Source organism: Streptomyces sp. NPDC003011, from assembly GCF_053591515.1.
This window is the reverse complement of the sequence record NZ_JBSFTY010000019.1, coordinates 15,371-40,371: the sequence shown is the minus strand read 5'-3', so window position 1 is coordinate 40,371 and position 25,001 is coordinate 15,371. Positions and strand designations below refer to the sequence as shown.

Genomic DNA, 25,001 nt, shown 5'->3' with positions numbered 1-25,001 from the left:
CCCGCCCGCGCTGGACCGCCCGGCCGCACACCCGCGTGAGGACGCCGTGCGCCGGCACGGATGACAGGCACCGACCAGAAAGGGCCCCCGGTGGCCGACCGCTACGATCCCAACTCCGTCGCGAACCTCGACGCGTTCGACAACTCCGGCGACCCGTCCACCGACACCTGGGCCACCCTGGTCACCCACATCACCGGCTATCCGGTGCCGGACCGCGCCACCGTCTTCGACACCCTCCGCTCCGACCACGGCGGCAAGCTCTTCCGGATGGACATCAAGGAGCGCAGCCTCAGCCTGCTCGTCAAGGACTCCGGCTTCCTGACGAACAACGGCGAGGACTACGACATCTGGTTCTTCGACCGGGGCAAGAAGACCAAGATCAAGCAGGCCCGGATCGTCTTCGAGGGCCGCGTGAAAGCCGGCAACGAGATCACCTTCGCCGGTCCGGGCACCGACAACGTCCACGACGCCCAGGTCCGTGAGGGCAACGAGTTCACGGACTACAACAAGGCCAAGATGAGCACCGTCCCCCTCGCCCGGTACATGAACGGGCCGCGGGCGGCGCTCCTGGCCCTGCTGGGCGGCAACACCCAGGACGCCCGGTTCAGCAACCTGGGCGTGCCCCCGACCGACGCGGTGGACCTGAACTCCTTCACCACCACCGGGGAGTCCTTCGACTACGCGGCGAAGTTCTTCAAGGACCACGCGGTGGTGCTGAAGGACTGGGAGGACCGCTTCGGCCGGGACGACGCGAGCTGGAAGGGCGAGGCGGCGGAGGTCTTCCGCAACCTGCTGAAGAAGATCCGCGAGAACTACGACGCCTATGTCGAGACGTTCAACGCCACGGCCGGCACCGGCGACCAGCACGGCACCGGCGGCACGGTCTACTCACGCGCCCTGTCCCTGGGCCGCACCTACCTGGCGAACGCCGCGAACACCCTGTTGCAGGCATGGCTGGACTGGGCCAAGTCCCCGTACTACGACCCGCATCAGGTGCTGCGCTACGTCCTGGACGACCTCGCCCAGTGGGTGGACGCGAACAACGTCGCCAAGACGGAGATCCAGGTCTCCTCCTCCCGCTACAGCAGCTCCACCTACCACACGCCCCAGGCCGGCTTCCTCCAGGAGCACCCGGAGTACGGCGACCTCAACGACGTCGCGAACTGGGCGAAGGTCGGCGACAAGGCGGCCAGGATCTGGAGTCAGGGCATCGACAGGTATCTGGGCAAGCCGGCCGCCCAGGTGCAGTCGGCACTCAACAACCAGTTCCTCGACCTGGGCAAGGACTTCTCGGAGAACCTGCCCGAGCCGAAGTCGACCACCACGGCCGCCGACGACTACGAGAAGAAGAAACTGGAGGACGAGAAGAACGAGATCAACCAGCAGAACGAGGACAACCGCAAGTACCAGGACGAGCTGCGCGCGGAGCAGGCGCGGCAGCGCGAGGAGGACCGCAAGTACCAGGAGGAGCTGCGCAAGGAGCAGGAGCGGCAGCGCGAGGAGGACAAGAAGTACCAGGACGAGCTGCGCAACGAGCAGAACCAGCAGCGCGACGAGGACAAGAAGTACGCGGACGAACTGCGCGACGAACAGAAACGCGAGCAGGAGGAGGCCAAGAAGTACCAGGACGAACTGCGCGCGGAGCAGGAGCGCGAGCAGGAAGAGGCCAAGAAGTACCAGGACGAGTTGCGCGACGAGCAGAACCAGCAGCGCGACGAGGACAAGAAGTACGCGGACGAACTGCGCGACGAACAGAAGCGCGAGCAGGAGGAGGCCAAGCGCGAGGCCGAGGAACAGCGCGTGGCCATGGAGGAGAGCCTCGGAGGCCTCAACGATCCCGACGCGGTCACCACACAGGATCTCGGCGACCTCGGGAATCTCGGCAACCTCGACGAACTGCTGAATCAGAACATCCCGGTCACCGAGAGCCTGGGCGATCTCGGGGACGTGAACAGCCAGGGCGGCGGCGACCAGAACTCCACGACCGAGGTGCCGCCGATCACCCAGAGCCTGGGCAGCCTCGGCGGCCTCGGCGGCCTCAACAGCGGTGCGGGCGGCGCCCTCAGGACCCCGAGCGGCGGCACCACCCAGCTCACCGACTCCAAGCTCACCACCGGCTTCCCGGACGGCAGCAGTACCTCGTTCGACCCGGACAGCGGGGTGCTGACCACGACTCACCCGGACGGTTCGGTGACCACGGAGAGCCTGGGTGACGGCGTCAAGGTGACCAACCCGGACGGTTCGGTCACCTCCCTCGGTGAGGACGGGAAGCTGACGACGACCTTCCCCGACGGCACGACCCAGACCGTCGACCCCACCACCGGCCAGGCGACCACCACCGACCCGGACGGCACCGCCACCACGACGGATCTGGGCAGCCTCGACGGCCTCAACGCAGGCCTCGGCGGCGGCGACGGCGTGCTCGACACCCCGACCGGCGGCACCACCCAGCTCACCAGCGGCGGCGATCTGACCACCGATCTCCCGGACGGCAGCAGTACCTCCTTCGACCCGGACAGCGGGGTGCTGACCACGACTCACCCGGACGGTTCGGTGACCACGGAGAACCTGGGTGACGGCGTCAAGGTGACCAACCCGGACGGTTCGGTCACCTCCCTCGGTGAGGACGGGAAGCTGACGACGACCTTCCCCGACGGCACGACCCAGACCGTCGACCCCACCACCGGCCAGGCGACGGTCACCGACCCGGACGGCACCACCACCACCACCGAGAACCTCGGCAGCCTGGGCAATGTCAACGGCCAGAACACCGTCGGAGGTCAGGGCGACTTCGGTGACCTGGTCGACATCCCCTCCGACCTGCCCACCGAGTCGATCGGCGACCTGGGCGACCTGGGCGACCTCGGCGGTCTCAACAGCGATCAGCCGGGTCTTGAGACCCCGACCGGCGGGTACACCGCCCTCGACGACGGCGACTTCACCACCACGTTCGCGGACGGCAGCAAGGCCACCTTCGATCCGGACAACGGGATGCTCACCACCACCCGCCCGGACGGCTCCACCACGATCACCGACCTCACCCACGGAGCCGAGGTCACCCATCCGGACGGTTCCACCACCGTCCTCGACAACGGCCAGCTGACCACGACCTTCCCGGACGGCAGCACCCAGGTCATCGACCCGGACACCGGGATCGCCACCGTCACCGACCCGCAGGGCAACACCGAGACGGTGGACCTGCACGACCTCAACTCGCCCGGGGAGTTCGACAGACCGGACTTCCTGGACGGCCTCGGCACCGTCGGCGACGGCGGCGGCACCACCTCCCGGGACGTGCCGCTCTCCGAGCTGGGCCTCGGCGGCGGCAACGGCGCCGGGACGGGCAACGGGAGCACCGCGGTCCCGGTCGGCGGCGTCTCAGGGGTGGGCACCTACTCCGCGGACGGCTTCGACGGGGCGGGTGTCGCCCCGCTCTCGGACGGTGCCGCCGGCAGCGCGGCCACCGCGCTCACTCCCGCCGCCGGGGCCGGTACGCCCGGTACCCCCGGCATGCCCGGCAGTCCCGGCATGCCGATGGGCGGTGGCATGGGCGGCATGGGCGCGGGCGGCGAGAAGGGCAACGGCGAGCGGGTGCGCGCCGTCCTGGTCGACGCGGCGGAGGAGAGCGAGCGCCGCAACCGCCGTCGGCGCAGCCCGTGGAACCGACAGGAGGACAGCGACACCTTCCTGGCCCCGGCCTCCCGGGTGGCGACCACCGGCGGCGACTCGCCCGAGCAGGAGGCGGAACCGGGCCGCAGGCCCACCAGTTCCGCCGACTACCTGGAGGAGGACGCGGACGTGTGGGGCACCGACGAGGGCGGCACCCCGGCCGTCATCGGGCGGTGACCCAGCGCGGAGAGACGCATACCGTCCGGCCCCGGCTTTCGCCGTGGGCCCCTCACCGGGCAAGATCAGCGGGGCAGTTGACCGACCGGAGACCAGGCCCGGACGCACGGACCGGACATCCGCACACCGGACATCCGCACACCGGACATCCGGACGTACGAAGAGACCGACAGACCGACAGACCGATAGACCGACAGACCGACGGAGAAGGGCGGGGCGGGCGTGACGGAACCGCTGGAGAAGCGCCTGGAGAAGGCGATGGCCGAACTCCAGTCAGCCCAGGAGGCGGTCGCGCGCACCGAGCGCGAGCTGCGGCAGGCGTCGTTCGCGGTGCTCTCCTCCGACCGCGCGGTCCGGGCGACCGTGGGTCCGCAGGGTGAGCTGACCGGGATCGAGTTCCTGGAGAACAAGTACCGCGAGATGTCCCCCCAGGAGCTGGCCGCCAGTGTGCTGGAGGCGGCGAGCGCGGCGCGCCGGAAGATGAACCGGCACGTGATGAAGGCGATGGCTCCCTTCACCGAGCCCAGCAGCAACCTGCCTGAACTGAAGGGCTTCGAGCTCGACTGGGAGCGGATCTTCGGCCCCGACGTGCTGCGCGAGGACGAAGAGGACACCGCACGCGCCGGCCAGGAGGAGACGCCTGTCTGGCGCGACGCGCTCGGCGAGGACGGGGAGGACTGACGGTGGGACAGCGGTACTACGTGGACCCGCACCGCATCGAGGCCCTGGCGGGGCAGCTGGAGGAGATCGGCTCCCTGGCCAGGAGCATGACCGAGGAGTTCCTCGACGAACTGGCCCCCACGGTCAACTGGCCGGGCACGGAGGGCGAGTTCGCCGAGAAGGCCAGGCCGCAGGAGCAGAAGGAGCGGCAGACCACCAAGGACACCATGATGTCCATCCGCGACGCGGTGGTGGCCATCAGCGACGCCACGGTCAGCCAGGTCCGGATGATGAAGGACACCCGCGACCGCAACATCGAGGACATCGAGCAGGGCAACAGCCGCATCGAGACCGACGGGCTGAACGGCGAGGGCGGTTCAGGCGGGCATGGCCGCCGCTGACCTCCGCACCGCCGGCCGCTCCCGCACCGTGCCGGGAGCGGCCGACCCGTGCTGCCCGCGTGACCTGGAGGACGGCCCCCGATGAGCATCATGGCGTCGCCCGTGGTCAACGCGATGATCTTCATCCTCACCGGGGAAAAGCTGATCGACGCGGACGAGGACCTCGCCTACGACAGCCGCCGGCCCTACTCCGGCCTGGGCCGCAAGCTCGACAAGCTCTCCTCGCTGATCGACAAGTCGATCCACGACATCGCCGAGTCCATGCCGGACGATCTGGCCAAGTCGTACGCCAAGGCGATGGGCATGCTCATCGACGACGGCGGCAGGAACTACCTGCGCGAGTTCGCCGAGCAGCTCGACAAGATCGCCGAGGGCCGGCGCAAGACCTCCATGGACATCATGGAGTCCAAGTGGCAGGTCATCGCCGAGGTCATCCGGCTGCTCATCGAGATCGCCATCTACCTGGCGATGTCCTTCTTCACCGGCGGTGCCTCGGCCAGCCAGATCATGATGGCCAAACTGCGCAGCCGGTTCATGATCCTCACCACGCTCAGCCACCTGCTCCAGCGGCTGCACCTCGCGCCCGCGCTGACCGAGGCGTTCGCCGAGGCGTTCACCACCTTCGCGGTGCGGCTGGCGATGATGAACTTCGCCCCGGACGGCCGCCGCCCGGACGGCTTCGACTGGAACGACATCCTCAAGTCCGCCGCGTTCGGTGCCGCGGCGGGCTTCCTCACCAGCGTCTTCGACGACTTCGCGAGGAGCATCGTCAGGAGTTACGACAACAACTTCCTCAAGAACGGCCCGGACCTCGACTTCAAGTACAACCCCAACCCGCGGAACACCCCGAACCCCGGCCCCGGCCCCGGGAACAACTCCCCGAACCCCACCCCGAATCCCGGCCCCACCCCGAACCCCCACCGCGACAACTCCCCGAACGACCGCCCCGACCCCAGCCCGTACGGGAACAGCCCCCATCCGGCGAACAACACCCCGCTCACCTTCCGCGACACCCCGCTGTCCTTCCGGAACAACCCCGAGCTGTGGCGGAACAACCAGCTGCTGCGGTACAACGCCGACCGGCCGGGCGCACTGGCCGGGCACTACGGGCTCAAGGGGACCGCCGACTTCCTCGCCGCCGGCTCCGGCGAGGCGCTCGCGGAGATCCTGATCAAGGGCGCCTTCGACGGCGACTGGTCCACCAGCTGGTCCACCTTCGTCGGCGCGGGCATCAGCAGCCAGGTAGAGGCGACCCTCACCGACGCCGCCGTGAACAGTGGCGCCGAACTGCGCCACGCCATCGACAAGTTGCGCGTCCAGCCGGCCACCGTCTCCGGCGGCGACAGCGACGCCGGCGCGCGGGACTCCGCCGGCTCCTCGCGCTCCCGCGACGGCGACGGTGCCGACCGTACCGACGGTCCTCCGCGTACGGACACCACGGGCGGTGCCGGCATCGCGCCCGTCTCGTCCCCGCCTGTCACCCGGCAGACCACCGGACAGGGCGATGCCACCGGCAGCGAGTCGCCTCCGCCCTACGCCGGTGGCAGCGAGATGCCCCCGCCCTACGCCGGCAGCGAGATGCCCCCGCCCTACGTCGGCAGCGAGATGCCCCCGCCCTACGTCCCGGAGAACCCGCCGCCGTACTCACCGGGCCCGCTGCCGGTGACCGCCGCCGAGAACGAGCTGTGGCAGCAGGTCCACAACGGCTCCGCCGAGGTCCGCGAGCAGGCGCTGCGCGACCTCGGCGCCCTGCGCGGCACCCAGGCGCCCGGCAGCAACGAGATCGGCGTCCGCGACAGCCTGCACGGCAACCTGTCGCAGCTGCCCGAGGTGCGGGTGGTGCCCGCCGGGGACGGCCCGGCCGCCCGGGTCGACACCGACGCGGTCCGCCGCGCCCTCGACGGCTTCGGCACCCCGATCACGGTGGAGACCCCGCTCAGCGCCGGCCCGGGGTCCTCCGGCGGCACCTCCACGACCACGGTCGACCCCGCCGCCGGCGCCCTGTCTGCGGAGAACGCCGTCGGGGACTCCCCGCAGAGTGCGGTCGAGGACTCCCCGGAGAACACCGTCCGGAACTCACCGGACGAGAGAGCCGAGCAGGACGACCGTACCGCTGCGGGGCAGGGGCAGGGGCAGGGGCAGGGGCAGGGCCAGGGCCAGGGCCAGGGACTGGGACAGGGGCAGGGACAGGGGCAGGGCGCCGGTGGTCCGGTTGCCTCCCATGCCCCGAGCACCCCCGGTACTGGCAGCACTCCCGGCACCTCCGCCACGCCTGGCACGGGCGCCGGCACCCGGGCGGGTGGTGTTCCGGCCGCCGGAGGCACCCCGGCTCCCTCCGCCACGCCGTCCCAGGGCACCCGTACCCCGGACGGCACGGCCTCGGCGGACGACGCACGGATCACGACGACGGACGGCTCCGCGCAGCCCTCGCAGTCTCCGGACACCGCGGCCTTCCCGGAGACCAGCACCTCTGCGGAGACCAGCACCTCTCCAGAGACCGGCATCTCCCCGGAAGCCCTTACCTCTCCGGCGAGTGCCGCCTTGTCCGAGAACGACAACTCCCGTGCTGTCTCCGGAACTTCGGGCGCGGCCGAGAGTATCCCCGCCCCGGCCGTCGACATCGCCCCCGCCCCGTCGAAGGTCAGTACCACCGGTTCGTACGCCGACATGGACGCCGACATGGACACCGGCGCCGTACGCGACACCGGCGGTCCGAACGGCACCGGCGGGGTGAGCGAGGCGAAGGCCGGTCCCACTCCGGCCGGGACCCTCGCGCCCGCCCAGGCGCCACCGCTGACGATCGTGGTCTCGGAGGTGCCGCCGCCGGGGGAGGGGGCGCCGGAGGCGGCCGAGCTGCTGGACCGGGCCGGGGCCGACCGGGCCGTGGTGCTCGGGCCGCCGGTCGCGTCGGACGGGGCGGGGCGTCCCGTACGCGCCGCCGTCGAGCTGACCCGCGAGGGACCGGGCGCCCCCGTCCGGGTCCGCCCGCTCGCCGGCCCGCCGCCCGTTGTGTCGCCGGACGGCATCGCGACCACCGCGGACGGCGCCTTCCCCGGCGCTGACGTGCTGCTGCCCCTCGCCGACGCCCTCGGCCCGGCCCTCGCCACCCCAGCACCCGCCACGGACGCCCCGGCGCCACGCCCCGCGACCCAGAGCACCGCGACCACCGACAGCGATCCGGTCACCACCCCGACCACGCGCCCGAAGGTGCTCTCGGATGCGCCAACTCACGTATCCCGCAACGGAGCAGGTACGGACGTCACGGTCACCACCACTCCCGCCGCCGCCAAGCTCGCCACCTTGTCCCGCCCGTGGACCGAGACGGCCACCGACGTGCACCTGGAGTCGGGCAACGGCAACGGCAACGGCAACGGCCACGAAACCCGTAGCGGCGACGAAACCGAAACCGGCGACGGAACCGGCGGGCACGTTCCCGGCCTCGGCGGTGGACGTGCGCCCGGGAGCGGTGGCACCACGCCGCCGCCCCCGCCCCCGCCTCCGCCCGCCACACCGGACAGCTCCCCGCAGACGCCTCCCGTGGCGCCCCCGCCGCCGGGGCGGATCGTCGTGCGGCCCGCGGACAGCGGCCGCACCTCCGACGACGGAGACGGCCCCGCGCGGCTCTGGGGCGCGCCGGTCGTCATCACCCTGGACGGCCACACGGTGCCCGTCGCGCAGCTGCGGCGCTGGGTGCCGGACGCGGCCGTGAAACCCGGACCGGGGCGCGCGGTACAGACGTTGACCATCTCGCAGAGCCCGGCAGAAGACGGTACGAGCCAGAGTGCGGGCCGTCGCGCGCTGCTTGGCCAGGACACCTTCCGCGGTGTGCGCACCACCTCCGCTTCCCCGGCCCCGGCGACGGCCACGGCGCCGCCCGCCCCCCGTACCTTCTTCACCGGCCCGCCGGCCGCGCTCCCCGGTTTCGGCACCGAGCAGGGCGCCGACTACTCCGTGCAGCACGGCACCTCCCGTACCGTCACACTCGGCACCGACGACGCGGCGCGCCCCACCGTGAAGCTGAGCGGCGTGCAGTTCGGCGAGGTGCTCAAGTTCTGGGCGCGCGACGGCGATCAGAACCGGCCGCTGGTCCTCTTCTCCTGCGAGACCGGGCGGCAGCCGGAGGTGGCGGGCCTGCCGGTGGCACAGCACGTGGCGAACCGGACCGGACGGCCGGTGTACGCGCCGACCACCGAGGTGGGAACGGCCCGGGACCGGGACGGCGAGGTCCGCGCCGTGCTGGCCGAAGGGCCGGACGGGCCGGGCCGCTGGCGGCTCTTCACCCCGGAGCCCTCCGGTGCCGACCTGGACGCGCTGGCGCGCGACGCCGGGCTGCACGCGGGCCCGGAGCCGGCCGACGTCTTCGCCCGGGCCCGTACCCTCCAGCAGATCCGTACCCTGCGGGACGCGCTCGGCCCGGACGCCGAACAGCGTTTGGAGAACCGGGAGTTGCTCGCCGGGCTTGCCTTCGTGGACGGCCTGCGCTGGCTGACCCCGGACACCGCGGCCCGCTACGGCGACGGCCGGATGACCCCGGACCTGCTGCGCCGGATGGTCACCGACTGGCGTACCGCGACGGGCGGCACGACCACCGGTCCGGAGACCGGCGCCACCACCGGTCCGGAGACCGGCGCCACCACCGGTCCGGAGACCGGCGCCACCACCGGTCCGGAGACCGGCGCCACCACCCACCCGGCGACCGATCCCACCGCTGACCCGGCGGCCGGTCCCACGATCGACCCGGCGGCCGAACCCACCCCCGAGGAGTACGCCGGATTCCTGCGGGCCGCGGCCGGACTGCGCTCCACCGCCGGGCCCGACACCACGCTGGACGCCCTGCTGCCCCCGCCGCCGCCCGCGCTCCCGCCGACCACGCTGGTCTCGCCGCAGGACGTGCGCGGCCTCTCCTACGCGCCCTCCGCGCAGATCACCTGGTCCCTCTCCAGCGCCCCCCTGCCGCTGTCCGAGCTGGCCCTGAGTCCCGAGGACGCCGCCGAACTCGCCCGCCGCAGGCCCGACCTGGCGCCCGCACCGAGCCGACCGGAGAGCCACGCCGAGAATCTGGCCCTGTTCAGCGAGGGCGCCACGACGCCCGGCCCGGCGGACACGGTGCACGCGGACGGCCTGGCCCTGCGGCGCTTGCGCACACCGGGCGGCGGCAACTGTCTCTTCCGGGCGCTGCTCGACAGCGCGCGCAGCCGGGACGTACCGCCCGCCTGGGCCGCGCGGAACGTCGCCGGGCTGCGCGGTCTGCTGCGCGACCGGATCGCCGGGTCCGAACTGGGCGCCGCCGCGGTCACGTTGATCCCGGATCCTGTGTACACCGTGGTGGACGACCTGCGGGTACGCGCCCTCGCCGGAGTGCGGGACCCGGACGAACGCAGCCGGATCACCGACGAGTGGAACCAGCTCGCGCGGGCGGTCGTCACCGACGGCGACCCCGACCGGTGGCGGCAGATGCTCCGGGACAGCGACTATCCGCAGCTCGCCGAGGTGGCACCCACCCCCGCCGAGGCGCGGCGGCTCGGCTCCGGTGCCCTGCTCGCCGCAGCCGCCGGGCGCCCCGAGCTGTGGTCCTCCCCGTTCGCCGACCTGCTCCCGGAGGCGCTGGCGCACACCCTCGACCTCGACCTGCGGCTCGTCGGCGCCGACCCGCGGTCACCGGGCAACACCCTCGTCACCTCCCTCCACCCGGGCGGCCGGAGCGGCACCCTGCACCTGGCCTACAACGGCACCGACCACTACGACGCCTTGGTCCCGGCGTCCGCCCCGGTCACCGACGAGCCGATCCAGCCCATCGCCCAGGACCCGGCCCCGCAGGACCCGGCCCCGCAGGACCCTGGCGGGTCCGACCCCTTCGGGGAGTGGCTGCGCGGCATGGGCGGAGTCACCGACCTGTACGGCCCCGACACCGAGATCCCCGACCGGGGCGACCCGGTGCCGCTGGAGACCCAGCTTGAACGGCATCGCCCGGCACGGCTGCTGACCGGCGAGGACGTCCGTCCGCCGGGCCCGGTACCGCGCACCGTCACCTTCGACGACGGCAGCCGGCTGCCCACGACCCTGATCAGCCCGGACGCCGACCCGGCCGACGGCACACCGGGCGACGGCACACCGGGCGGCCGGACGGACGGGACCGCGCCCAGTCGTCCGACCGGACTCTTCACCGGCCCCGGCAAGACCACCCTGCGCTCGCCCGAGCAGGTGGCCGAGGAGATCCTGAGCAAGCTGCCGAAGAAGCTGCGCGCCCAGTTCGACGAAGTGGAACTGCTGCGTCTGCTGACCGAACAGCCCGGCGCCTTCACCGCCCCGCGCGGCGCGCGCTTCGTGGGCCGGGAGAAGTCCGGGGTCGGCCACGAGATGACGGTCGAGGCCATCCCGTACCACCGCTGGGAGCGCTTCTCCGACGTGAACGGCGGAACCGTCCGGCTGGACACCATGCGACGCGGCCAGGCCGGTACGGGGGGCGGGCGCAGCGTCGGCTTCGGGCGCCGGATCGCCGGGGGGCTGAGCATGGGCCCACCGCTCAACTGGCTTCTGAAGATCGGCGTTTCGCTGGGCTGGACCCGCAGGACCGACCATGCCCTGGGCACCCAGGCGTACAACCAGTCCGAGTGGCGCGCCCACGAGGGCTCGCACCTGCACCTGGACGACGTCTACTACCGGGTGCGGGTGGACCGTGTCACCGAGGCACCGAAGACCACCCGCCAGGACCCTCCGGATCGCTCCAACCCGGTCGGCCGGGGCGGGGTTTCGGGCAACCAGCCCCACACGTCGCCGCCGCAGCCTCATTGGCAGCGTGCGCAGGTGCACTCGGCCGAGTTCGCGATGCGCGACGGACTGAGCTGGCGGCTGCCGGACGACCTCACCGTGCCGTACAAGGGACCGCGGCGGGCACCGAAGACGCTCACCTTCCCGAACGGCGTCGAGCCGCGGATCACCGACACGACCGGGCTGCACCTGGTGGACCCGCCGGAGGACGTGGCGCTGGCCATCTCCGGGGCCCGGCCCGGGAGTTCGGCACACCGCACGCTGGTCTCGTACGTCCGTCCGGGGCGGCTGCTCGCCCTGTTCGGCCGGTTCTCCGGGCCGGTCACCGGGCCCGAGCTGACCCGGGGCAGCGGACAGCATCCGCTCGGGCACCTGATCGTGGAACGGTCGGTACCGCACCGGGCCACGCTGGTCACCGAGTCGGTCAAGGCGGAGTTGCGCGACCTCACCCAGACCACCTACCAGAACGAACGCGGCCACGTCCGTGACACCCGCCTGGGCATCCAGGTCACCGCCGGGCCGAACTACACCCTGGTCGGCCCGGAGACCGACGTACGCCTCCAGGGCGGTCCGCTGGTCCGCGCGGACCTCAGCGCCGGGCGCGGCCACTACCTCGGCGTCGACGCGGCCCGCAAGACCACCGGCCGGGTCCGCAACCACCCGATCGCGCTGTACCGGGTGGAGCGCACCCTGATGGTGCGCAAGCCCGGCGAACCGCCGTCGGCGGCCCGCCCGGTCCGGGTGGTGAGCCTGGACTGGATCTCCACCCAGGACGCCCGCCGCCTCGCGGGCTGGGACAGCCGCACGCCCGGCCAGGCGGGCCCCGACCCGGACGCCGAGCCGCCGGTGCCGTGGTACCTCACCCGTCAGGACCCGGTCCACCTCAGCGGTCAGGTCCGCGCCGAGGGCTTCCGTCCCGTCCGCCCACCGACCCAGGCGCAGCCGCAACCCCTGGGGCAGACCCACGTACAGCCGCAGCCGCAGCCGCAGAGCCAGAATCAGGCGCAGAGCCAGAATCAGGCGCGGCCGCAGGCCCAGCCGTCCGTTCCCCAGGACCCGATGCGGGCCTTCGCGGACACCGTCCTGGACACCCTGCACCGCTCCTACCCGTCGCTGTTCGTCCCGCCGTTGATGCTGCGGCACCCGCGGCTCGCCAAGTTCTGGTACGGCGACGGGCGGATGCGGACCGCGCTGCACAACGACCGCCAGGTGCGCGAGGCGCTGAACCGGCCCAGTCTGGCGCAGAGCCTGGACGACCTGACCACCACCGGGGTGCCGGTCACCCTCACCGAGGACGGCAAGGTGCGCCGCGGGCACCACACGCTCATCCTCCGGGCGCGCCTCACCGACCGGCAGTTCGAGACCACCATGAGCGAGCGCTCACTGCGCAACGCGGTGATCGGCACCGAGGTCTCGGGCCAGGGGCAGCAGGCGTCCCTCACCCTCTCCGGAGGCGTCGAACTGGGCGTCTCGCCGCGCGACCACGACAAGGTGCCCGACGTCGGACTGCCCCGTCAGGCCGGCAACGTGACCGTCGGTGTCCGGCACGCCAGGACCGACCAGAAGGCCACCAGGAACACGGTCGCGATCACCCACGACCATTTGATGTTCCAGACCGGCGCCGACCTCTACAGCTACCAGGTGGAACTGGGCGCCTCCTTCGAAGGCCACCGCCGCCCGCGCGGCTGGGCCCGGCTCGCCTCGGTCGGCCTGCTCGGCGCGGGCGTCTTCGTCAGCAAGGTCGAGGAACGGCCGCTGTTCACCCGGGGCAACGAGACCGTGGGCCGGGTGGAGCTGGCCGTGCCCGCCGCGCACGGCTCCGACCGTTACGCCCCCGCCGACCCGCCGCCCACCGGGCCGGCCCCGGCGCCCGCGCCCGTACCGCAGCAGCTCTCCTCCACCGAGGCGGACCAACTCCTCGACGGCACCCGCCCGTTGCCCGGGACGGACTCGCCCGACCGGCGACTCGCCACGAGGCTGCTGAGCGTCCCGCACGTGGTGCTCAGCGCCGAGGGCGGCCCGCAGCGCCAGCAGCTGATGCAGGACACCGCCGACCGTGCGTCGGGCACCTCCTGGCACGTCAGCGCACCCGGCGCCCCGGTGCGCACCGCGCTGCGCCGGGCGATGGCCAACCTCAGCGTCGCCGGACAACTGGGCCAGTACCTGGGCCCGTTCGGCTCCCGCGTCGCCGGACTCAACGGCGCCGGACCGTTCCGTACCCACTACCTCAAGGCGGCGGTCCGCGGCGAACTGGGCAACTTCCGGGTCATGAGCGACCCGAAGCCGGCCAGTCTCGAGGCCACCATCGGCAACGAGCACCGCGTCACGGGCAGCACGGGCACCGTCTCGCGGACCACCGTCGGGCTTCAGGGCGCCGACATGCCGCTGCAGCAGGCCCCGGGCCGGGCGGCGGTGGTCGGTTCCTACTCGACCGCCCTGCAGTACGCCTGGGGCAAGGGCCACAGCGTCTCGCAGACCCTCACCCGGGGACGCAACACCACCCTCGCCTTCGCCGGACGCATGTACCTGGTGGTCGCCGACGCCGCGGAGACCGTCGCGGTACGGGACCGCTGGACGGCCGCCCTGGGCACGATGGGCACCCGCGCCGGGGCCCGGATCAGCTCCGCGGCCGGGCGGCTCTCCGGGCGCCTCGGCGACAGCCTCGCCCCGCGCCGGGCCGCCGCCGCACTCCAGCGCGTCCGCGACGCGGTGATGTTCCACCTGCCCATGCAGGACGTCATCGAGGCCGGGCTCGCCCCGGACGGCCTGGGCACCGACACCCCGCACAACCTCGGCGGCGGCTACCGGGTGCCCCCCTACCTGCGCAACCGCCGCTTCCCGAGCCACCCCAGCGGCCAGCTCGACGCCGGCCCCGCGGCACAGCGGCTGATGGGGCAGCTGGAGAAGATCGGGGTGCCCTCGCACGACCGGGAGCAGGTCCTCCAGCGGCTCTCCCCGGACTTCCTCCGCGGCCACCTGCACGAGCTGACGACCGACGGGATGAACCTGCCGGTCCGCTACCGCGCCTGGTCCAGCCCGCACCACCTGCCGGTCGGCGGCAGCCCCGGACAGGTCCGGTTCGAACTGACCCCGGTCACCACCACCGTGGACAGGCTGCGTACCGGCTTCGAGCTGGAGGACTACCGCACCATCGCCCGCGACGACGCCGACGGCACCTCCCAGGACCGCGGCGCCGACGTGACGCTCAGCGCCGGCCAGCGCGCGGCGGAGAGCGGCATCCTCGTCGCCAACCCCTCGCTCCAGGGCACCGCCGCCAAGCAGCGGTCGAGCGCCCGGACCCGGACCGCCGGCACCACCGCGATGCCGAACATCGCCACCACCCAGGCGCACGCCGAGATCGTCACCAGCTACGTCCTGACCGTCACCATGACGGACACGACCGGCGATCCGCTCACCCCCGGCGTCACCACCCCGGTCGGCAGTCTCCACGAGATCCTCCCGGTGAACCTGCTCACCCCGGACGGCGACGGCGCCGACGGCGCCCTCACCGAGCAGGACGTGCCGGAACCCGAACGCGCGGTGAAGATGCTGACCGCCGCCCAGGCCCGCCCCGAGGGCGTCGCCGCCTGGCGCACCTCGACTGCCGCGGACGGTACCGGCGGCGCCGACCCGGACATCCTGCCCTTCGACGACCGGATCGGCTCCGGCATCCTCGCCGTGGACATCCGCGGTGCGGCCAACGTCCGCGACGCCCTCACCCTCGCCACCGCGCGCGCCGACGGCCTCGGCGACAGCGACCTCGGCAAACGGCACACCGGCAAGGTCCTCGACGCACGCGTGCGCATGGCCCGCCAGACCCCGCTCACCGGCCTCGGCACCGCGCCCGCCCAGGCCCAGCAGGAGGCCACCGCGCAGGGTGCTCTGACGGCCGGTTTCCGCGAGGCGCTCGGCGCCGACGGCTCACCGCTGCCCGCCCAGGCCTCCGCGCGCCTCTTCGGGCAGTACCACACCGCCGACTCCCGCCTCTACGCGAAGATGCACCGCCGCGGCGCCCGTCTGCTCGCCGTGGAGAACAAGCCGCGTATGGAGGCCATGCAACGGACGAAGACCTCCGACGCGCTGGAGGCCGGCATCACCGACAACGTCGAGGGCGCGGTGGGCACCGCGCCGATGGCGGGCAACAGCAACGCGGGCGTGACCAACCCGGGTGCCACGGTCCCGATCGGCGGCTCGAACGACGGCACCGTGCTCAAGGGCACCGCGGACACCACTCTCGGCACCCACGTCAAGGTCGTCACCGACCGGAGCATGCTCTTCGCGCTGCCGGTGAGCTGGCTGTCCGTGGCCGAGGCGGACCACCGCATCACCGACAGCCGTCCGCTGCACGCCCTCGGCAAGGCCAAGCGCGGGCCGCGCGCCGCCGAGGCCGAGACCACCGCACTGGTCTGGCTGCGCGAGGACATCGCCCGCGACCACGGCCTCCTGGACGACGCCACGTTCCCCGACGCGGTCCTCGCGGCCTGGGACGACCTGTCCAAGGCCGCGGGCGACCTCGCGGCGGCCGAGAAGGGCTACTACGACGCCCGGGCGCGGGCCCGGGAGACGTGGCTCGACCTGACCACGGAGGAACAGGCCGCGCTCGGCGACGACAACTCCGGCCCGCCGGCCGATCTGCCACAGGACATGGTCTGGTCCCCGGCCGTCGTCGCCTGGCAGGCCGCCCGCCAGGAGGTCCACCGGTGGGAGCTGCGCACCGACGCCGCCGCCCGGGACCACCACCGGCTGCACTTGGCCGCCTCCCGCCTCACCGCCCACCACCAGGGTTCGGCCGCGGTCACGGTGCCGGACCGGCCGCAGGAGTACACCGAGCCCCAGTGGCGCTCCGAGGCACCCGAGCCGTACGCCGTCGCCGACGGGGCCGATTCCGCGCCGCGCACCATCACCTCTCCCGACGGCGCCACGGTGCGCGAACTGCACGACGTGCCGCACGACGGCGCCTCGTTCTTCCACGCCCTGCTCGCCGCCGCCCAGGACCGGGGCCGGCTGTCCCAGCTGCTCGGCGGCGACCTCGCCGACCGGTTCGCGGCCGACCCCGGCGATCCGGTGGTCACCGCCGAGGCCATCGGCACCGCCCGCGACCGCCTCGCCTGGGCGCTGGGCGAGGACGGCAACGAGGATCTGCTCGACGCCCTCGCCCTGGACGCGGCCGACACCTTCACCCAGGACGAACTCGACGCGGCGGGCGTGCAGTTCACCCCGGAGCAGCAGGCGGAGTTCGACGCCCTCGGCCGCCTTCCGCAGACGTTCTGGCCGACCACGGCCCAACGGGTGGCGCTGGCCACCGTGGCCCTGTCCCGCCCGTTCGCGAGCGAGCCGCGCCAGGACGGCGGCACGGAGCGCCCCGACGGCGAACCGGCCCCGCCCGGGCGCCGCGCGGGCGACCACGGCGGCGCCGACCTGCTGCCCGCGCTCGCCGCCCGGGTCCTGGGCACCCCGCTCACCGTGGTCACCGCCGAGGGCCGCGAGCAGCTCTTCCTCCCGCACGGCGTCGACCCGGCCGCCGTCCGCCCGGCCACCGACCCGGTCCTCTTCGCCGCCGGGGACTTCTTCCACGCCGCTCTCCCGCCCGGCACCCCGCCTCCGGTCGCCACCCCGCTGCCGGCCCCGGCCGACTCGGCCCCGGCCGCGGGTACTTCGGGGGTGGGTACGTCACAGGCGGACCCCTCGCGCCCGGCGCCCGAGCAGCCGCCCGCGAAGCCGCCCGCGCACCGCAGCCACCCCACCCCGCCATGGATGCCGCCCGCCGACAGCACCGGCCCGCGTTACCGCCTCGACCGGAACGGCGTCCTCACCGCACCCGACGGCGCCACCTACACCCAGGGCACTCCCACCGGCCGCGGCAACGGCTTCTTCGGCGCGCTCTCCTCGGCCCTGCGCCAGGCAGCGGAGCAGCCCGGCCTGGACAGCCAGGAGGCGGCACGGCTGCGCATGCGCGCCGAGGCGCCGCCCGCCCGGTTGCTGCGCCTGAACGGTCTGCCCGCCGACCCGGCGGAGCGCGACTCGCTCTTCACACCCCCACCCCTTCGGACCCACCCCGGCGAGCCCGAGCCGAGCCAGGCCGCCATCGAGGGACATCTGCGCCGCCACCTCGCCGAGGCCCCGTGGGGTCCCGGGGCCGACCGTGCGGTGGCCCGGTGGGCCGCCGCCGCGACCGGCACCACCGTCACCCTGATCGAGGAGAACGGCACCGCCCACACCTACCCCGGCCCGTCCGGCGACAGCGGCCCGCACCTCCGGCTCCGCCGCCGGGGCGGGGACTTCGTCCCCTTGAACCCGCACACGCCCGCACCCGCGCCGAAGGCTCCCGCGCCCAAGGACACGGGGTCGACGGCAGCGGAACCGAAGGGCTCGAAGACGCCGGAGACGAAGGGCCCGGAGCAGGTGGCACCGGAGCAGGCGGTCCCGGAGCGGAAGGCTTCGGCGCTTGCGGACGCGGCGGAGGCTCCGGCGCTGGAGAAGCCCGACCAGCTGCCGACGCCGCCGGAGCAGAGGACCGGGGAGCCCGGGCGTCCGGAGCCGGAAGGCGCCGAGGCACAGGGCACGACGTCCGTGGACACTGCTCCGCCGGTCCCGCCCGTGCGGGACCCCGCCCCGCGGGACGCGTTCCCGCAGGACGCGATCCTTGAGGACGCGGCCACCCTTCCGCTGCCCCCGTCACCGACGGACAGCGACCTCCCGGGTCTCCTGGAGGAGGAGGCGTACGAGCTGAGCACGCTGTCCGGCACCGGCGCGGGCCCCGACGCCCCCACGGCCCCGGACACGGTGCCCGCCGCACCCGAACCGGCCCTGCGGCCCTTCACGTTGGGGAACTTCGAGTTCACCAACCTGAACCAGACGGAGAGGTACGTCGACAAGGCGGTCCGGATCGTCGAGCTGCTCGACGAGCACAGCACCATCAAGGACTACGTCGGTGGCCGCCCTGTCCGGATCACCCTGCACCTGCGCACGACCGAGACTCCGGCCGATGTGCGTGACCTGGGTGATGACGGCGTCCAGATCAACCTCGCCAGCTACTACTTCGAGAAGTACGACATCGGTTACGTCATGGGGATGCTGGCCCATGAGATCGGTCTGCACCCGCTCGCCTCCCGCAACGCGGAGATTCCGGAACAGGAGGAGGCGTACCGGGGGATGCCCCTGCCGGTGCCCGGGCTGACCGACCTGCGGACGCCGCGCACCATGAACACGGAAGGGGCGGGCCAGGCCGACCACATCATGGCCGCCTACCCGCACACCATCCGGCACGGCATCTACCGGGACATCGTCATGGAGATGGCCCAGGTGCTCGCGCGGCACGCGCGGGTCGGCGTGAGGGGAGCCAAGTCCCAGGACGTCACCGACCTCTTCGACACCTATCTGATGGACCTCGCCTCCATCGCGGTCACCAGCGACTACCGGATGAACGCGGTCAAGGAGCCCAACTACACGGCCAGGGTGTACAACGCCTACAAGGAGATGCTCAGCGCCCAGCTGGCGGAGAACACCGCTCTTCGGGCCCTGCTGCCGTCGAACAAGACCCTGTTCGGCGTCGCACGGTCCTTCACCCAGCTCGCCACCAGCATCGCGACCAACAACCGCGGCGACAGCATCCAGCAGCCCGTCGCTCCGGACCAGGCCGGAGGCGACGCCGGGGAGGCACGCCCCCGACTTCCCGAGGCGGGTGGAGGCACCGCGCCGCCAACCGCGCCGTCCGGCACCTCGCGGCCGAGGGGACCGCGCGACAGCCGCCCCCGGTTCGTGGTGCGGTCGGGCTTCGACGCCCGGCGGTTCTCGTACCGGGGCCGGCCGGTCACCGACCTCACCGTCCGGATGGCGATACGAGGCACGGACGGCCAGGCCTCGCGGGTGTTCGACCAGCTCGACGCGGGCGTGAGCGAGTTCCTGAACGCCCCGGACTACCGCCTGCCCAATGGCGACCGGCTGCACGTGACCGTCGAGCGCGTCGATCACACCGATGCGCCGCACCTGACCGTGGACCTGGCGGGCCGGGACCAGGCGATGAACCAGACCACCTGGTGGTCCGACGCCGCCCCGGTGCAGATGGTGCACGAGCTCACCCACCAGCTCGGCCTGCGCGACGAGTACCGGGATGCCGACTCGCCGCACCGCCCCCACATCCTCGGCAGCCTGCTGGGCGACCTCGACGGAGATCCCGAAGACACCTCCCTCTCGCCCGCCGGCCTGCGCGACCGGCACCTGGCCCTGCTCGCAGCGCTCATCGGCGACGTGCCCCCAGCGTCCGAGCAGAACGGCGACCGGGCCGACCAGAGCTGGGCGGCGGCCCGGAGTGCTGCCACCGCGGAGACCCGCGAGTCCATCTGGGTCGACCCGGTCTCCCTGCCCCGATCTGCCGACGGCACGGCAGTCACCGAGGTTCCGGCTCACATGCAGCAGGCCCCGGACACGGTGCCCGCCGCACCCGAACCGGCCCTGCGGCCTTTCACGTTGGGGAACTTCGAGTTCACCAACCTGAACCAGACGGAGAGGTACGTCGACAAGGCGGTCCGGATCGTCGAGCTGCTCGACGAGCACAGCACCATCAAGGACTACGTCGGTGGCCGCCCTGTCCGGATCACCCTGCACCTGCGTACGACGGAAACTCCGGCCGACGTGACGGACCGCGGGGACGCCGGTGTCGACATCAACCTCGCCAGCTACTACTTCGAGAAGTACGACATCGGCTACATCATGGGGATGCTGGCCCATGAGATCGGTCTGCACCCGCTCGCCTCCCGCAACACGAGGATCCTCGAGGAGGAGGACCTGTACCGGGGCATGCCCCTGCTGGTACCGGGACTGGAGAACCTGAACACGCCGCGCTTCATGAACACCGAGGGCGCCGGTCAGGAAGACCACATCATGGCCGCCTTCCCGCACACCATCCGGCACGGCATCTACCGCGACATCGTCATGGAGATGGCCCAGGTGCTCGCGCGGCACGCGCGGGTCGGCGTGAGGGGAGCCAAGCCCAAGGACGTCACCGACCTGATCGACACCTACCTGATGGACCTCGCCTCCATCGCGGTCACCAACGACCACCGGGCGAGAGCGATCAGGGACCCCAACTACACGGCAAGGGTCTACAACGCCTACAAAGCCCAGTTGGCCGACCGCCTCCCCCAGGACAGCCCTGTCCGCCCCCTGCTGCCTCCGGACAAGGGGAGGTTCGGTGTCCTGGGGGACTTCGCCGCACTCGCCACCAGTGTCGGAACCAACAACCGCGGCGACAGCATCCAGCATCCCGTCGCTCCGGAGCAGACCGGCACCGGCACCGGCGAGGCACGCCCCAGGCTGCCCCAGACCGGCACCGGCACCGGCACCGACGGTACGGCGACCACCGGCGTCCCGGCCCGCATGGCACAGCACACCGACACGACTTCCCCAGCACCGGAGCCGGTCCTCATCCCCTTCACGTCGGGGAACTTCGAGTTCACCAACCTGAAGCACACGAACGAGGGGTACCGCGACAAGGCGGTCCGCATCATCGAGCTGCTCCAGAAGCACGACACGATCCGTGACTACGTCGGTGGCCGCCCTGTCCGGATCACCCTGCACCTCCGTACGACGGAAACTCCGGCCGACGTGACGGACCGCGGGGACGCCGGTGTCGACATCAACCTCGCCAGCTACTACTTCGAGAAGTACGACATCGGCTACATCATGGGGATGCTGTGCCATGAGATCGGTCTGCACCCGCTCGCGTCCCGGGACAGGAACATCCCCGACGAGGAGGAGATGTTCGCGGGGATGCCGTTGACGGTTCCGGGGCTGGCCGACCTGAACACGCCGCGCTTCATGAACACCGAGGGCGCGGGTCAGGCCGACCACATCATGGCTGCGTTCCCGAGCAGTACGAGGCACCGGATCTATCGGGACATCGTGCTGAGCATGGCCGGTGTGCTGGCGGAGGATGCGCGGACGGGGGAGGCGGGCGCCAGGGCCAGGGACGTCACGGATCTGGTCGACACCTATCTCATGGATCTGGCCACGATCGCGCTGACCAATGACAAGCGCAAGGACGCGGCGTGGGAGCCGCGGTACACGGCGAAGGTGTACAACGCGTACAAGGCGCAGTTCGCAGCGCAGTTGGCGCAGGACAGTCCGGTGCGGGGTCTGCTGCCGGCCGACAAGAGCTGGTACAACGTCACGGGCAACTTCCTGGGCCTGGGCAGCAGCGTGGCGTTCAACAATCAGGGCGACAGCATCCAGTTCCCGCTGCCGGCACAGGCCGGCGGCGACACGGGCGGGACCCGCCCGCGGCTGCCGCAGGGCAGTATCGACACCGGGCCGCGGAGTGGTCCGTCCGGCACCTCGCGGCCGACGAAGCCGCACGACAGCCGGCCTCGCTTCGTGGTGCGTTCGGGCTTCGACGCGCGGCGGTTCAGCTACGACGGCGATCTGGTCACCGACCTCACCGTCCGTATCGCGCTGCGCGGCGCGGACGCGCAGGCCGCGCACGTGTTCGGCCAACTGGCGGCGGGTGTGAGTGAGTTCCTCAACGTTCCCGGCCACCGGCTGCCCAACGGTGACCTGCTGCACGTCACCGTCGAGCACGTCGACCCCGCTGACGCTCCCCACCTGACGGTGGACCTGGTCGGTCGGGACCGGGTGATGGATCAGAACACGTGGTGGGCGGACGCCGATCCGGTGCAGATGGTGCACGAGCTGACGCATCAGCTCGGGTTGCGGGACGAGTACCGCGACGCCGACTCCCCGCACCGTCCGCACATCCCGGGCAGTCTTCTCGGCGACCTCGACGCCGAGCCCGAGGACGCCTCGCTTGCTGCCGCGGGTCTTCGCGGCAGGCATCTGGCCCTGCTGAGCGGACTGATCGGCGAGGTGACTCCTCAGCCGCAGCAGAGCGTGCCGCAGGACAGCGAGCAGACATGGGACGCGGTGCGTACCGGTACCGATCCGGTGCTCCGGGAGGCCGTGTGGGTCGACCCGGTCTCCCTGCCCCGACCGTCCGGCAACGGCGCGGCAGTCACCGAGGCCTCCGAAACCGCCGAGGCCTCCGAAACCGCCGAAGTCCCGGCCCGTATGCCGCAGGACCCGAACGCGACCCCCACCGCTGCCGCTGCCGCTGCCGCCGAACCGACCCTCACGCCCTTCAAGTCGGGCACGTTCGAGTTCACCAACTTGAGGCACACGGAGGAGAAGTATCGTGACAAGGCGGTCCGGATCATCGAGTCGCTGCGCAAGCACGACACCATCCGGGACTACATCGGCAACCGCCCGTGCCGTATCACCCTGCACCTGCGGACGACGGAGACCCCGGCCGACGTGACGGACCGTGGCGAGAACGGCGTCGACATCAACCTCGCGAGCTACTACTTCGAGAGATACGGCATCGGCCACATCATGGGGATGCTCGCCCACGAGATCGGGCTTCATCCCCTGGCCTCCCGGAACAGGGCGATCCCCGACGAGGAGGAGATGTTCCAGGGGATCCCGATCCCGGTCCCGGGGCTGTCCGACCTGAAGACCCCGCGCACCATGAGCACGGAGGGCGCGGGCCAGGCCGACCACATCATGGCCGCCTTCCCCAGCAGCACACGGCACCGGATCTACCGCGACATCGTCCTGGGGATGGCCAAGGTGCTCGGGCGGGACGCGGAGACCGGGGAAGAGGGCGCGAGGCCCGAGGACGTCACGGACCTGATCGACTGCTACCTCATGGACCTCGCCTCCATCGCGATCACCAACGACTACCGGATGAACGCGGCCAAGGAGCCCGGCAACACCGCCAAGGTCTACAACGCCTACAAGGAGATGTTCCAGGCCGAGTTGGCGCAGGACCCCTCTCTGCGGACCCTCCTGCCGCCGAACAAGAGCATGTTCGGTGTGATGAACGATTTCCGGCGGATCGGAACCTACATCGCGCTCAACAACCGCGGCGACAGCATCCAGCAGCCCGGCACGACCTGAGCCCACGAGGAGAGACGCGGACAGAGTCGCGGACCGAACCTGTCCGCAACCCCCGCTACCGTGCTGAGCATGACGAAGACGACGAAGCGCGGCACCCCGCGCTCGGCCGCCACGGCACCCGTGCTCGACGCCCGCGCCCTCAACCGCGCCACCCTCGACCGGCAACTGCTCCTGCGTCGCGCCCCGCTGTCCGCCAAGGCCGCCGTCGAGCACCTGCTCGGCCTCCAGGCGCAGAACGTGAAGCCCCCGTACTACGCCCTGGCCGCCCGCCTCGACGGCTTCACCCCGGGGGAGCTGTCCGGGCTGATGGCCGACCGCGAGGTCGTCCGGATCGTCACCATGCGCTCGACCATCCACACCCACACCGCCGAGGACTGCCTCACCCTGCGCCCCCTGGTGCAGCCCGCGCGGGACCGTGAACTGACCGCCTTCCGCAGGGGACTTCAGGGCGTCGGCCTCGGTCGGCTCGCCGCCCTGGCCCGGGACCTCGTCGAGGCCGAGCCGCGCACCATGAAGCAGCTGCGGGAGGCGTTGCTGGCCGAGTGGCCGGACGCCGATCCGCAGGCCCTCGCGATCGCCGCCCGCTGCACACTGCCGCTGGTCCAGGTGACCCCGCGCGGACTGTGGGGCCTCAGCGGCCAGGTCGCCCTGACCACCGCCGAGCACTGGCTGGGCCGCCCCGCGCGGCCCACGCCCGCCCCCGACGCGACCGTGCTGCGCTACCTCGCCGCCTTCGGCCCGGCCTCCGTCAAGGACATGCAGACCTGGGCCGGCCTGACCCGCCTGCGGGACGCCTTCGAACGCCTCCGCCCGGGACTGGTCACCTTCCGCGACGAACACGGCGTCGAACTCTTCGACCTCCCCGACGCTCCCCGCCCCGCCCCGGACACCCCGGCCCCGCCCCGCTTCCTGCCCGAGTTCGACAACCTGCTCCTCTCGCACGCCGACCGGAGCCGCGTGGTCCCGTCACAGCACCGGGGCCGTTCCTGGCAGGGCAACCAGGCCTACCGCACGCTCCTCGTCGACGGCTTCCTGGCGGGCGTGTGGAAACTGGAGGACACCACCCTCGTCATCGAGCCCTTCAGCCGGCTCACCGGCGACCAGCGACGCGAGGTGACCGAAGAGGGGGAGCGCATGCTGACCGTGATGCACCCGCAGTCGTCGTACGACATCCGCTTCGGCACGGTCGTCCGGTAACCGCCGACGGTCGTCCAGCCGTCACCTGTCATCAGCGCGCCGCCACCCGTCCAAGCGACCTGTCACCGGCCGAGACGTCACGGGTCGAGACGTCACCTGTGCAGGGTCACCTGTCACTTCCCCGGCGTGCGCCGCTCCTGACCCGACAGCATCCCCACCTCGCTCCGGCGCGGGGAACGC

5 protein-coding genes are annotated in these 25,001 nt (G+C 72.3%); all 5 read left to right on the top strand.

Annotated elements, in window-relative coordinates; genetic code table 11:
* Positions 1–90: 90 nt before the first annotated feature.
* The 5 genes from ACWD0J_RS12645 (at position 91) to ACWD0J_RS12625 (ending at position 24,821) form a co-directional block, all read left to right on the top strand.
* Positions 91–3,846 (top strand): AAWKG family protein, encoded by a 3,756-nt coding sequence (locus ACWD0J_RS12645; RefSeq protein ID WP_451495815.1) that lies wholly within the window; start codon positions 91–93, stop codon positions 3,844–3,846.
* A 222-nt stretch (positions 3,847–4,068) separates the two neighbouring features.
* The gene (locus ACWD0J_RS12640; RefSeq protein ID WP_451495768.1) at positions 4,069–4,527 is read left to right on the top strand and encodes a YbaB/EbfC family nucleoid-associated protein; all 459 of its coding nucleotides are present in this window, start codon (positions 4,069–4,071) and stop codon (positions 4,525–4,527) included.
* A gap of 2 nt (positions 4,528–4,529) precedes the next feature.
* Positions 4,530–4,907 carry a hypothetical protein gene (locus ACWD0J_RS12635; RefSeq protein ID WP_451495767.1) on the top strand — a complete coding sequence of 126 codons (378 nt, stop codon included), beginning with the start codon at positions 4,530–4,532 and terminating at the stop codon, positions 4,905–4,907.
* A gap of 81 nt (positions 4,908–4,988) precedes the next feature.
* Entirely contained in the window at positions 4,989–23,624 is an 18,636-nt protein-coding gene (locus ACWD0J_RS12630; RefSeq protein ID WP_451495766.1) for a WXG100-like domain-containing protein, read from the top strand.
* A 69-nt stretch (positions 23,625–23,693) separates the two neighbouring features.
* A complete protein-coding gene (locus ACWD0J_RS12625; RefSeq protein ID WP_451495765.1) occupies positions 23,694–24,821 on the top strand; it encodes a winged helix DNA-binding domain-containing protein in 1,128 nt (375 codons plus the stop codon).
* Positions 24,822–25,001 lie beyond the last annotated feature (180 nt).

Bases quoted from the DNA above. Each gene is read 5' to 3' on its own strand.
- ACWD0J_RS12630 (WP_451495766.1), top strand. From the start codon at position 4,989: ATGAGCATCATGGCGTCGCCCGTGGTCAACGCGATGATCTTCATCCTC.
- ACWD0J_RS12625 (WP_451495765.1), top strand. From the start codon at position 23,694: ATGACGAAGACGACGAAGCGCGGCACCCCGCGCTCGGCCGCCACGGCA.